The organism is Enterobacter sp. MGH85 (assembly GCF_001037655.1).
Classification (GTDB): domain Bacteria; phylum Pseudomonadota; class Gammaproteobacteria; order Enterobacterales; family Enterobacteriaceae; genus Enterobacter; species Enterobacter intestinihominis.
This window is the reverse complement of record NZ_KQ089925.1, coordinates 1,109,970-1,123,172: the sequence shown is the minus strand read 5'-3', so window position 1 is coordinate 1,123,172 and position 13,203 is coordinate 1,109,970. Positions and strand designations below refer to the sequence as shown.

Below are 13,203 nucleotides of genomic sequence, written 5' to 3'. Positions count from 1 at the left end.
ATTTACATGCTAAATCTGATGTTCTTTAATTTCAATGTTAGGTTTATTTCTACGCTTTCGCTAGTAAACTGAGAGACATAGAAATTCGACGAAAAGAGGGACACCGTGGACTCCATATTTTCTATTGGCATCCAGTCATTATGGGACGAATTGCGCCACATGCCAGTCGGAGGAGTCTGGTGGGTTAATACGGATCGTAATGAAGATGCCATCAGTCTGGTAAACCAGACGATAGCGGCGCAGGGTAAGGATTACCGCGTGGCCGTCATTACGATGGGCGATGAGCCAAAGTCAATCATCAGGCTCGAAACTGACCGTGGACCCCAGACAGTACGATTATTTTCCATGCCAGCGGAGGCCGACAGTTTATACTTTTTGCCCCGCGATATTCAGTGCTCTATTGTTCCTGAACACTATTTACTGATTCTTAAATGTTCTCAAAACGGTCTACAAAATATCCCGTCTGAAAAACTGCTGAAATGGCTGGGAAGAATCAGCAGATGGGCAAAAAATCAAAATTGCACCTTATTGGTTGTTAACCCGGGCAGTAATAACGACAAACTTTTTTCACTTTTAATGAGTGAATACCGTTCCCTCTATGGCCTGGCCAGTATTCGTGTCCAGACTGACAGCCATCTTTACGACGTGGCTTTCTGGTGCAATGAAAAAGGGGTGAGCTCCCGACAGCAGCTTACCCTCAAAAATGTCGGGGACGAGTGGCATCTTGCTCAACAGGAAGAGACGGTGGTTCAGCCACGCAGTGATGAAAAGCGCGTTCTGAGTCAGATTGCGGTACTGGAAGGTGCGCCTGCACTGTCTGAGCACTGGTCACTGTTCGAAACCAACGAGGCCTTATTTGATGAGGCGCGCACCACGCAGGCGGCGACCATTATCTTCTCGTTGATCCAGAATAACCAAATCGAAACGCTGGCACGGCACATTCACACATTACGTCGCCAGCGCGGCAGCGCGTTAAAAATCGTGGTACGTGAAAATAATACCAGCCTGCGCGCCACCGATGAGCGCTTATTACTGGGCTGCGGCGCGAATATGGTCATTCCCTGGAATGCTCCCCTGTCGCGCTGTCTGACGCTGATCGAAAGCATTCAGGGCCAGCAGTTTAATCGATATGTTCCGGAAGATATCAGCACCCTGCTTTCAATGACGCAGCCGATGAAACTGCGCGGCTACCAGAAATGGGACACCTTCTGCGATGCGGTGGGCAACATGATGAGCAATACGCTTTTACCGGCAGACGGAAAAGGGGTGATGGTTGCCCTGCGTCCTGTGCCGGGCATTCGCGTTGAGCAGGCGCTCACCTTGTGCCGCCCTAATCGTATCGGGGATATCATGACCATTGGCGATAATCGCCTGGTGCTGTTCCTCTCCTTCTGTCGGGTGAACGATCTGGATACCGCCCTGAACCATATCTTCCCGCTGCCTACCGGGGATATTTTCTCGAACCGCATGGTCTGGTTTGAAGATAATTTGATCAGCGCTGAGCTTGTCCAGATGCGAGCCCTGGCACCTGAAAAATGGGCCAAACCGTTGCCTGTAACAAGTGGTGCCAAACCGGTTCTGAACGCGAAACATGATGGGCACGTATGGCGTCGGGTTCCTGAGCCGCTACGCTTAATGGATGAGAACAAGGAGAGCGTTCCATTATGAATATCAGCGATATCATCCAACTGGTTGTTCTGTGCGCGCTGATTTTTTTGCCGCTTGGCTACTATGCACGCCATTCCCTGCGCCGTATTCGCGATACGATCAGATTACTGTTCGTCAAACCTCGCTATATTAAACCCGCCGGAACACTGACTCGCGCTTCAAACGTCAAGGCAAACCGAAAACATGACTAATTCTACCTATACCTCTTCAGCGCCATCGCCACTCTGGCAATACTGGCGCGGTCTGTCCGGCTGGAATTTCTACTTTCTGGTGAAGTTTGGTCTGCTGTGGGCAGGCTATCTTAATTTCCACCCGCTGCTTAATCTGGTGTTTATGGCATTCCTGCTGATGCCAATCCCGAATCTCAGGCTGCACCGTATACGTCACTGGATTGCTATCCCTATCGGTTTCGCCCTGTTCTGGCATGATACCTGGCTACCCGGCCCCGAAAGCATTATGAGCCAGGGTTCCCAGGTCGCAGGTTTCAGTGCGGACTATATGCTCGATCTGGTTGAGCGCTTTATTAACTGGCAGATGATTGGCGCGGTATTTGTCCTGCTGGTTGCCTGGCTGTTCCTGTCTCAGTGGATCCGGGTGACGGTGTTTGTCGTCGCGATTATGATCTGGCTAAACGTACTGACGCTGACGGGCCCGAGCTTCTCGCTGTGGCCAGCCGGTCAGCCGACGACAACCGTAACCACCACGGGCGGTTCCGCCGCCGCTACCGTCGCGACAGCAGGGGATACGCCTGTGGTTGGGGATATTCCAGCGCAGACGGCGCCGCCGACATCCACGAACCTGAACGCGTGGCTCTCCAGTTTTTACGCTGCGGAAGATAAGCGTCAGACGAAATTCCCGGACGCGCTGCCTGCTGATGCTCAGCCGTTTGAGTTGCTGGTCATTAACATCTGTTCTCTGTCCTGGGCTGACGTTGACGCGGCTGGTTTGATGTCGCATCCGCTGTGGTCGCATTTCGATATACAGTTTAAAGACTTCAACTCCGCCACCTCCTACAGCGGCCCGGCGGCTATCCGTCTGCTGCGCGCAAGCTGTGGGCAGCCTTCGCATAAGAATCTCTACCAGCCCGCAGCTAACCAGTGCTATCTGTTCGATAACCTGGCAAAACTGGGCTTTACCCAACACCTGATGATGGGCCATAACGGTCAGTTCGGTAACTTCCTGAAAGAAGTGCGTGAACAGGGTGGCATGCAGGCCCCACTGATGGACCAGAAAGGGCTGCCAGTGACGTTACTGGGCTTCGATGGCTCGCCGGTCTATGACGATACCGCCGTACTTCAGCGCTGGTTCGACACCGTCGGTAAAGAGGAAGGGACGCGTAGCGCGACGTTCTATAATACGCTGCCGCTTCACGACGGGAACCATTATCCGGGCGTAAGCAAAACGGCCGATTACAAGGCCCGTGCGCAGAAGTTCTTTGACGAGCTGAATGCGTTCTTCAACGAGCTGGAAAAATCAGGTCGTAAAGTGATGGTGGTGGTGGTCCCGGAACATGGTGGAGCGCTGAAAGGCGACAGGATGCAGGTGTCTGGTCTGCGCGATATCCCAAGCCCGTCCATCACAAACGTTCCGGCCGGGATTAAGTTCTTTGGCATGAAGGCACCGCATCAGGGCGCGCCAGTTGAGATCACCCAGCCAAGCAGCTATCTGGCCATCTCGGAACTGGTTGCTCGCGCTGTAGACGGTAAGCTGTTTGTGGAAGATAGCGTGAACTGGGATCAGCTCACCAGCGGGCTGCCGCAGACGGCGGAGGTATCGGAAAACGCCAATGCGGTGGTGATCCAGTATCAGAATAAGCCTTATGTCCGACTGAATGCCGGGGATTGGGTGCCGTATCCGCAGTGACCTGCTACACCCTCTCCCCTGTGGGGGAGAGGGTTACTCTGCACTTCGTAACGAAATTTCACCGCCCACCCAGGGCTTAATCACGCCATCCTGTTCAAGCAGCAACGCGCCCTGCGCGTCAATGCCGCGTGATGTGCCGTAAATCTCTTTATCCCCAATCAGCAGCTTCACCGGTCGGTTAATAAAGTTATCCAGCTTTTCCCAGCGGGAAAGGAATGGCGCTAACCCCTCTTGTTCAAAGAGCGTCAGCGAACTACGCAACTCATTGATCATGCGGACGGCAAGCGTATTGCGATCGATGGTGATCCCCGCTTCCTGTAGGTTGGTCCAGGCCTGGTTCACGACATCGTTCTGCACGTTTCGCATCACCATGTTCAGCCCCGCCCCAATGACGATCTGTGCGGCATCGCCTGTTTTTCCCGTCAGTTCGACCAGGATCCCCGCCAGCTTTCGATCGTTGAGATACAGATCGTTGGGCCATTTTACCCGCACCTGATCGGCACCCAAATCATGCAGCACCTCTGCCATCACAATGCCGATGACCAGGCTCAGCCCGATGGCCGCAGCTGGCCCCTGTTCAAGCCGCCAGTACATGGAAAGGTAGAGGTTGGCGCCAAATGGCGAAAACCACTTACGCCCCCGGCGGCCACGTCCTGCCTGTTGGTACTCGGCAACGCAGGCATCACCGGATTTCAGCTCGCTCAGGCGATCCAGCAGATACTGGTTCGTCGAATCAATGACCGGCAATACCGCGACGTTACCGTGTCCAATCTGGCTGCGGATGATCTCTTCATTCAGTAACTGGATTGGTTCCGGCAGGCTGTAGCCTTTTCCCGGTACCGTAAACACATCCACGCCCCAGTCGCGGAGCGTTTGAATATGTTTATTGATGGCAGCGCGGCTCATGCCCAGCTGTTCGCCCAGCTGCTCGCCAGAATGAAACTCGCCATCAGCAAGAATACCGATGAGAGTTAACGGAATAGTATTGTCCTTCACGCAATGGTCTCCACGGCATTCACTTCGCCCGTTCGGCCAATAAAGCGAACTTCAGGCTCCAGCCAGACGTTAAATTTTTCGCCCACACGCTGGCGAACATGGTGCGCCAGGTTGACGACATCCTCACTTGTCGCGTTGGACTGGTTGATCAGTACCAGCGCCTGCTGACGATGAACAGCAGCGCCACCAAGCGTAGTACCTTTTAATTCACATTGATCGATAAGCCAGCCTGCGGCCAGCTTTACGCTGCCATCCGCCTGAGGATAATGCGGGGCCGTTGGCCAGCCTGCGAGAAACGCTTTCGCATTTTCGCTGCCGATCACCGGATTTTTGAAGAAACTGCCCGCATTTCCGTTAACTTTCGGGTCCGGTAGCTTGGTCATTCGCATGTGGCAAACGGAATCAAAAACCTCACGCGGTGTGACGGTAGCCGGATCGAGACGGGCCAGATCGCCGTAAGTCAGAACGGGTTTCCATGCTTTCGCCAGACGCAGGCCAACGGCCACAATGACAAAACGATCCTGATAGTCGTGCTTGAAAATGCTGTCGCGATAGCCAAAGCGGCACTGCTCTGCGGTCAAACGCTTCGCCGTTCCGGTCGCGAGTTCGATGCAGTCGACATATTCGCAGACGTGTTTCAGTTCAATGCCGTAGGCACCGATGTTTTGAATAGGAGATGATCCTGCACAGCCCGGGATGAGGGCCAGGTTTTCCAGTCCGGGCATCCCTTTTTCAAGGGTATATTGCACCAGATGGTGCCAGTTTTCGCCAGCACCCACGTGTAAATGCCAGCTGTCAGCGCTCTCTTTACGCTCAATCCCCATGATGCGATTAACGATTACCGTCCCCGCAAAATCATCGAGAAACAGGACATTACTTCCTTCGCCCAGAATAAGTACGGGTTCACCGTTTTCTGTTGCGTTTTGCCAGGCATTCAGCAACTGCTGAGCACTGTCGGCACGTACAATTTGATTAGCATTCCGTTGAATACCAAAGGTATTCCAGGGCTTAAGGGAGTGATTCATAGACGCTATCCTGATGCAAAAACCGGGATAGTTTACCGTATATACGAAGGGATGGGTGATTAGTTTATGGAAAGGAAGCAGGTGCAGAAACGCAAAAAGGCCATCCTTTCGGATGGCCTCTTCACTTGTTTGATGCCTGGCAGTTCCCTACTCTCACATGGGGAGACCCCACACTACCATCGGCGCTACGGCGTTTCACTTCTGAGTTCGGCATGGGGTCAGGTGGGACCACCGCGCTAAAGCCGCCAGGCAAATTCTGTTAATCTGTATCAGGCTGAAAATCGTGTCTGTCTCTTCGCCAAAACAGCTTCGGCGTTGTAAGGTTAAGCCTCACGGTTCATTAGTATCGGTTAGCTCAACGCATCGCTGCGCTTACACACCCGACCTATCAACGTCGTCGTCTTCAACGTTCCTTCAGGAGACTCAAGGTCTCAGGGAGAACTCATCTCGGGGCAAGTTTCGTGCTTAGATGCTTTCAGCACTTATCTCTTCCGCATTTAGCTACCGGGCAGTGCCATTGGCATGACAACCCGAACACCAGTGATGCGTCCACTCCGGTCCTCTCGTACTAGGAGCAGCCCCCCTCAATTCTCCAGCGCCCACGGCAGATAGGGACCGAACTGTCTCACGACGTTCTAAACCCAGCTCGCGTACCACTTTAAATGGCGAACAGCCATACCCTTGGGACCTACTTCAGCCCCAGGATGTGATGAGCCGACATCGAGGTGCCAAACACCGCCGTCGATATGAACTCTTGGGCGGTATCAGCCTGTTATCCCCGGAGTACCTTTTATCCGTTGAGCGATGGCCCTTCCATTCAGAACCACCGGATCACTATGACCTGCTTTCGCACCTGCTCGCGCCGTCACGCTCGCAGTCAAGCTGGCTTATGCCATTGCACTAACCTCCTGATGTCCGACCAGGATTAGCCAACCTTCGTGCTCCTCCGTTACTCTTTGGGAGGAGACCGCCCCAGTCAAACTACCCACCAGACACTGTCCGCAACCCGGATTACGGGTCTACGTTAGAACACCAGCCATTAAAGGGTGGTATTTCAAGGTTGGCTCCACGCAGACTGGCGTCCACGCTTCAAAGCCTCCCACCTATCCTACACATCAAGGACCAGTGTTCAGTGTCAAGCTATAGTAAAGGTTCACGGGGTCTTTCCGTCTTGCCGCGGGTACACTGCATCTTCACAGCGAGTTCAATTTCACTGAGTCTCGGGTGGAGACAGCCTGGCCATCATTACGCCATTCGTGCAGGTCGGAACTTACCCGACAAGGAATTTCGCTACCTTAGGACCGTTATAGTTACGGCCGCCGTTTACCGGGGCTTCGATCAAGAGCTTCGCGTTGCCGCTAACCCCATCAATTAACCTTCCGGCACCGGGCAGGCGTCACACCGTATACGTCCACTTTCGTGTTTGCACAGTGCTGTGTTTTTAATAAACAGTTGCAGCCAGCTGGTATCTTCGACTGATTTCAGCTCCGTCCGCAGGGACTTCACCTACATATCAGCGTGCCTTCTCCCGAAGTTACGGCACCATTTTGCCTAGTTCCTTCACCCGAGTTCTCTCAAGCGCCTTGGTATTCTCTACCTGACCACCTGTGTCGGTTTGGGGTACGATTTCGTGTTACCTGATGCTTAGAGGCTTTTCCTGGAAGCAGGGCATTTATCACTTCAGCACCGTAGTGCCTCGTCATCACACCTCAGCGTTAATAAGGTACCGGATTTACCTGGAACCTCCGCCTACATGCTTAAACCGGGACAACCGTCGCCCGGCTGACATAGCCTTCTCCGTCCCCCCTTCGCAGTAACACCAAGTACAGGAATATTAACCTGTTTCCCATCGACTACGCCTTTCGGCCTCGCCTTAGGGGTCGACTCACCCTGCCCCGATTAACGTTGGACAGGAACCCTTGGTCTTCCGGCGAGCGGGCTTTTCACCCGCTTTATCGTTACTTATGTCAGCATTCGCACTTCTGATACCTCCAGCACCCCTCACAGGACACCTTCAACGGCTTACAGAACGCTCCCCTACCCAACAACGCATAAGCGTCGCTGCCGCAGCTTCGGTGCATGGTTTAGCCCCGTTACATCTTCCGCGCAGGCCGACTCGACCAGTGAGCTATTACGCTTTCTTTAAATGATGGCTGCTTCTAAGCCAACATCCTGGCTGTCTGTGCCTTCCCACATCGTTTCCCACTTAACCATGACTTTGGGACCTTAGCTGGCGGTCTGGGTTGTTTCCCTCTTCACGACGGACGTTAGCACCCGCCGTGTGTCTCCCGTGATAACATTCTTCGGTATTCGTAGTTTGCATCGGGTTGGTAAGCCGGGATGGCCCCCTAGCCGAAACAGTGCTCTACCCCCGAAGATGAATTCACGAGGCGCTACCTAAATAGCTTTCGGGGAGAACCAGCTATCTCCCGGTTTGATTGGCCTTTCACCCCCAGCCACAGGTCATCCGCTAATTTTTCAACATTAGTCGGTTCGGTCCTCCAGTTAGTGTTACCCAACCTTCAACCTGCCCATGGCTAGATCACCGGGTTTCGGGTCTATACCCTGCAACTTAACGCCCAGTTAAGACTCGGTTTCCCTTCGGCTCCCCTATACGGTTAACCTTGCTACAGAATATAAGTCGCTGACCCATTATACAAAAGGTACGCAGTCACCCCATAAAGAGGCTCCCACTGCTTGTACGTACACGGTTTCAGGTTCTTTTTCACTCCCCTCGCCGGGGTTCTTTTCGCCTTTCCCTCACGGTACTGGTTCACTATCGGTCAGTCAGGAGTATTTAGCCTTGGAGGATGGTCCCCCCATATTCAGACAGGATACCACGTGTCCCGCCCTACTCTTCGAGTTCACAGCATGTGTGCTTTCGTGTACGGGACTATCACCCTGTACCGTCGGACTTTCCAGACCGTTCCACTAACACACAAGCTGATTCAGACTCCGGGCTGCTCCCCGTTCGCTCGCCGCTACTGGGGGAATCTCGGTTGATTTCTTTTCCTCGGGGTACTTAGATGTTTCAGTTCCCCCGGTTCGCCTCGTTAACCTATGTATTCAGTTAACGATAGTGCAACGAATTGCACTGGGTTTCCCCATTCGGACATCGCCGGGTCAAGGGTTCATATCACCTCGCCGGCGCTTTTCGCAGATTAGCACGTCCTTCATCGCCTCTGACTGCCAGGGCATCCACCGTGTACGCTTAGTCGCTTAACCTCACAACCCGAAGATGTTTCACTTCATGATTGCGAAAATTTGAGAGACTCGAACACACCATTAAAGATGTGTCGTTTCAATTTTCAGCTTGATCCAGATTTTTAAAGAGCAAAACTTCGCAGTGCACCTTTTCAGGTTCACTCTGAAGTTTTCTTGTATTCGCAGTAAAGGATGGTGGAGCTATGCGGGATCGAACCGCAGACCTCCTGCGTGCAAGGCAGGCGCTCTCCCAGCTGAGCTATAGCCCCATCGTAGTCACCTCTGTACCGGTAATTTTTGTTGAGGCAAGGCGTGGTGACACGAAGCATACTCAGGTATGTGAGTGTCGCCGCAACGCAGCATCAGCAAAAATTTGGTAGGCCTGAGTGGACTTGAACCACCGACCTCACCCTTATCAGGGGTGCGCTCTAACCACCTGAGCTACAAGCCTGCAGAGATTTTTTACTGCTGTTTTTCATCAGACAATCTGTGTGAGCACTGCAAAGGCAGGTTCTTTAAGGTAAGGAGGTGATCCAACCGCAGGTTCCCCTACGGTTACCTTGTTACGACTTCACCCCAGTCATGAATCACAAAGTGGTAAGCGCCCTCCCGAAGGTTAAGCTACCTACTTCTTTTGCAACCCACTCCCATGGTGTGACGGGCGGTGTGTACAAGGCCCGGGAACGTATTCACCGTGGCATTCTGATCCACGATTACTAGCGATTCCGACTTCATGGAGTCGAGTTGCAGACTCCAATCCGGACTACGACGCACTTTATGAGGTCCGCTTGCTCTCGCGAGGTCGCTTCTCTTTGTATGCGCCATTGTAGCACGTGTGTAGCCCTACTCGTAAGGGCCATGATGACTTGACGTCATCCCCACCTTCCTCCAGTTTATCACTGGCAGTCTCCTTTGAGTTCCCGGCCGGACCGCTGGCAACAAAGGATAAGGGTTGCGCTCGTTGCGGGACTTAACCCAACATTTCACAACACGAGCTGACGACAGCCATGCAGCACCTGTCTCAGAGTTCCCGAAGGCACCAAAGCATCTCTGCTAAGTTCTCTGGATGTCAAGAGTAGGTAAGGTTCTTCGCGTTGCATCGAATTAAACCACATGCTCCACCGCTTGTGCGGGCCCCCGTCAATTCATTTGAGTTTTAACCTTGCGGCCGTACTCCCCAGGCGGTCGACTTAACGCGTTAGCTCCGGAAGCCACGCCTCAAGGGCACAACCTCCAAGTCGACATCGTTTACGGCGTGGACTACCAGGGTATCTAATCCTGTTTGCTCCCCACGCTTTCGCACCTGAGCGTCAGTCTTTGTCCAGGGGGCCGCCTTCGCCACCGGTATTCCTCCAGATCTCTACGCATTTCACCGCTACACCTGGAATTCTACCCCCCTCTACAAGACTCTAGCCTGCCAGTTTCGAATGCAGTTCCCAGGTTGAGCCCGGGGATTTCACATCCGACTTGACAGACCGCCTGCGTGCGCTTTACGCCCAGTAATTCCGATTAACGCTTGCACCCTCCGTATTACCGCGGCTGCTGGCACGGAGTTAGCCGGTGCTTCTTCTGCGGGTAACGTCAATCGACAGGGTTATTAACCCTGTCGCCTTCCTCCCCGCTGAAAGTACTTTACAACCCGAAGGCCTTCTTCATACACGCGGCATGGCTGCATCAGGCTTGCGCCCATTGTGCAATATTCCCCACTGCTGCCTCCCGTAGGAGTCTGGACCGTGTCTCAGTTCCAGTGTGGCTGGTCATCCTCTCAGACCAGCTAGGGATCGTCGCCTAGGTGAGCCGTTACCCCACCTACTAGCTAATCCCATCTGGGCACATCCGATGGCAAGAGGCCCGAAGGTCCCCCTCTTTGGTCTTGCGACGTTATGCGGTATTAGCTACCGTTTCCAGTAGTTATCCCCCTCCATCAGGCAGTTTCCCAGACATTACTCACCCGTCCGCCACTCGTCAGCAAAGCAGCAAGCTGCTTCCTGTTACCGTTCGACTTGCATGTGTTAGGCCTGCCGCCAGCGTTCAATCTGAGCCATGATCAAACTCTTCAATTTAAGTTTGATGCTCGTGAATTAAACTTCGTAATGAATTACGTATGTTCACTCAGAGACTTGGTATTCATTTTTCGTCTTGCGACGTTAAGAATCCATGTCACTTTGAGTGCCCACACAGATTGTCTGATAAATTGTTAAAGAGCAGTGCCGCTACGTTTTCGCTGCGGCGCGGGGTGTGCATATTACGCTTTCCCACTTCAGAGTCAAGCGTTTATTTTGCTTTTCTCTGCTGACCCGGCGGCGTGTGTGCCGTTGTTCCGTGTCAGTGGAGGCGCATTATAGGGAGTTCTTCTGAAGTGACAAGCACTAAATACAAAAAACTTTTCGTTCGCTCACTTTTCAAACTCAACGCTTATTTAACCCGCGAATCGTCCGTTAAACGTGCAATTTCACGGGCAAAACTGGCCACTTGATCCCAGTCGGTATAAACCACTTCTTTACGCGTATCCGTTTCCCCGCCCGTCATCTTCATGATCAGGCGGATCATAAAGCGGTCATACCAGCGGTAACGCGGGTAACGCAGCGCGCCCGCAAAGACAGAACAGATATCGGGCTGCCATGGCGAGCTCAGCAAAAACTTGCGCGTATAGCTGTTAGTCTGCGGTGTACGCTTCTCTGCTTTACGGGCAACCAGGTTGACCGAGTAAAACGCGCCGGGCAGCTTAGCGAGCTCCGCCGTATGCTTTTTCACAAAGCGATCCAGCGCCGGATGGAAATGACCGTAACGAATTGAAGCGCCAATGACCACACGGTCGTAATCCTGCCAGGCAATCTGTTCAGTGCGATTCAGGTTCACCACATCAGAATAAATGCCCAGCTCTTTGAGTTCAGAAGCCAGATATGAAGCAATCTCACGCGTTTGCCCATCACGCGTTGAGAAAAGAATTAACGTTTTCACCAATGTCTCCTTACTCACGCCAGAATGTTGGGGTAAACAGCACCAGCAGCGTAAAGACCTCAAGACGACCAAACAGCATATTGGCGATTAAGATCCACTTTGCCACCGGGTTCATACTGGCGAAATTATCCGCCACGACACCCAGCCCCGGCCCCAGGTTGTTTAACGTTGCCACCACAGAGGCGAAGGCAGAGAAATCATCCACGCCCGTGGCGATAATCGCCAGCATACTGACAATAAAGACCAGCGCATAAGCGGAGAAGAATCCCCACACCGCTTCGAGGATACGCTCCGGCAGTGCACGATTGCCCAGCTTGATGCTGTAAACCGCATTCGGGTGGACGAGACGTTTAAGTTCACGGTTCCCCTGCTTGAACAGCAGCAGAATACGGATCACCTTCAGGCCGCCGCCCGTCGACCCGGCACAGCCGCCGATAAACGCAGAGCACAACAGCAGCACCGGCAGGAACAGCGGCCAACGCGCAATACTGTCCGTGGTGAAACCGGCGGTTGTCGCCATCGATACCACCTGGAAGAAGGCCTGGTTCAGGGTCGTGACCGCCGAGTTATAGACATCGTGGAACCACAGTACCAGGGTACAGATGATCACCAGGGTCAACTGGACGCCAATAAACATCCGGAATTCCGGGTCGCGCCAGTACACCTTCAGGCTCCGTCCGCTAAGCAACGAGAAGTGTAGACCGTAGTTACAGCCTGAGATCAGCAAAAAGATGGCAATGATGGTATTGATCGTCGGGCTGTCGAAGTACCCAACGCTGGCATCGTGGGTGGAGAACCCGCCGATAGCGATAGTGGCAAAGCTGTGCCCGATGGCATCAAACGCAGGCATCCCGGCAAACCACAGCGCCAGCGCGCAGGCCACCGTCAGCAGGACATAAATAAGCCAAAGGGTTTTCGCCGTCTCCGCAATACGCGGGCGCATCTTGTTATCTTTCAACGGGCCAGGCATTTCAGCCCGGTAAAGCTGCATCCCCCCGACGCCCAGAATCGGCAGGATAGCCACCGCCAGCACGATGATCCCCATACCGCCGAACCACTGGAGCATCTGCCGGTAAAAGAGAATTGCATGCGGGAGTGAATCCAGCCCCACAAGCGTGGTGGCCCCGGTGGTCGTTAATCCGGAGAACGATTCAAAAAACGCATCCGTGACGGTGAGATTCGGTTGTTCAGAGAAGATAAACGGCAGCGCACCCACGCTTCCCAGTACCGTCCAGAACAGGACCACGATCAGAAAACCCTCCCGGGATTTCAGTTCACCTTTCTCACGGCGGTTTGGCCACCACAGCAGGGAGCCAATCGTCAGCGCGACAAAAAAGGTTTGCGTAAATGCACGCCCCGCGCCGTCCCGGTAGATAAGCGCCACCAGTCCGGGAATGATCATTGTCCCGGAGAAAAGTATGACCAGCAATCCAACGATTCGGGTAATGGCACGAAAATGCATCTCTGCCGCTTCCTTAGGTATTCA

General features: G+C 53.4%; 7 protein-coding genes, 2 tRNA genes and 3 rRNA genes. 3 read left to right on the top strand and 9 right to left on the bottom strand.

All coding sequences use genetic code 11. The features are described from left to right. The first annotated feature begins 105 nt into the window (after positions 1–105). From bcsE to bcsG, 3 genes are read left to right on the top strand one after another with little or no spacing between them, the layout of a single operon-like run. Positions 106–1,668 carry a cellulose biosynthesis c-di-GMP-binding protein BcsE gene (bcsE, locus tag SK51_RS05210; protein WP_023307158.1) on the top strand — a complete coding sequence of 521 codons (1,563 nt, stop codon included), beginning with the start codon at positions 106–108 and terminating at the stop codon, positions 1,666–1,668. Next, complete coding sequence (gene bcsF, locus SK51_RS05205; RefSeq protein ID WP_022649733.1) at positions 1,665–1,859, top strand: cellulose biosynthesis protein BcsF; 195 nt, start codon at positions 1,665–1,667, stop codon at positions 1,857–1,859. The genes bcsE and bcsF overlap by 4 nt, the downstream gene beginning before the upstream one ends. Next, on the top strand, positions 1,852–3,531 hold the full coding sequence (gene bcsG, locus SK51_RS05200) for a cellulose biosynthesis protein BcsG (protein ID WP_023298844.1): 1,680 nt from the start codon (positions 1,852–1,854) through the stop codon (positions 3,529–3,531). Before bcsF ends, bcsG begins: the two co-directional genes overlap by 8 nt. Before the next feature lie 33 nt (positions 3,532–3,564). Here bcsG and birA read toward each other — a convergent pair whose 3' ends face one another. From birA to trkH, 9 genes are all read right to left on the bottom strand, one after another. Beyond that, positions 3,565–4,527 carry a bifunctional biotin--[acetyl-CoA-carboxylase] ligase/biotin operon repressor BirA gene (gene birA / locus SK51_RS05195; RefSeq protein ID WP_003861169.1) on the bottom strand — a complete coding sequence of 321 codons (963 nt, stop codon included), beginning with the start codon at positions 4,525–4,527 and terminating at the stop codon, positions 3,565–3,567. Beyond that, on the bottom strand, positions 4,524–5,552 hold the full coding sequence (gene murB / locus SK51_RS05190) for a UDP-N-acetylmuramate dehydrogenase (protein ID WP_023307159.1): 1,029 nt from the start codon (positions 5,550–5,552) through the stop codon (positions 4,524–4,526). Before murB ends, birA begins: the two co-directional genes overlap by 4 nt. A 134-nt stretch (positions 5,553–5,686) precedes the next feature. Beyond that, positions 5,687–5,802 (bottom strand): 5S ribosomal RNA (rrf, locus tag SK51_RS05185). Positions 5,803–5,871: 69 nt separating this feature from the next. Then, positions 5,872–8,777 (bottom strand): 23S ribosomal RNA (locus tag SK51_RS05180). Positions 8,778–8,949: 172 nt separating this feature from the next. Then, a tRNA-Ala gene (locus SK51_RS05175) sits at positions 8,950–9,025 on the bottom strand. Positions 9,026–9,130: 105 nt separating this feature from the next. After that, positions 9,131–9,207 (bottom strand) — tRNA-Ile (locus tag SK51_RS05170). Between the two features lie 70 nt (positions 9,208–9,277). After that, positions 9,278–10,819: ribosomal RNA gene (locus SK51_RS05165) — 16S ribosomal RNA — on the bottom strand. Together the 16S, 23S and 5S rRNA genes with 2 tRNA genes alongside form the textbook arrangement of a ribosomal RNA operon. Before the next feature lie 352 nt (positions 10,820–11,171). Then, on the bottom strand, positions 11,172–11,717 hold the full coding sequence (gene hemG / locus SK51_RS05155; protein WP_022649736.1) for a menaquinone-dependent protoporphyrinogen IX dehydrogenase: 546 nt from the start codon (positions 11,715–11,717) through the stop codon (positions 11,172–11,174). A gap of 10 nt (positions 11,718–11,727) precedes the next feature. Continuing rightward, positions 11,728–13,179 carry a Trk system potassium transporter TrkH gene (trkH, locus tag SK51_RS05150; protein ID WP_022649737.1) on the bottom strand — a complete coding sequence of 484 codons (1,452 nt, stop codon included), beginning with the start codon at positions 13,177–13,179 and terminating at the stop codon, positions 11,728–11,730. Positions 13,180–13,203 lie beyond the last annotated feature (24 nt).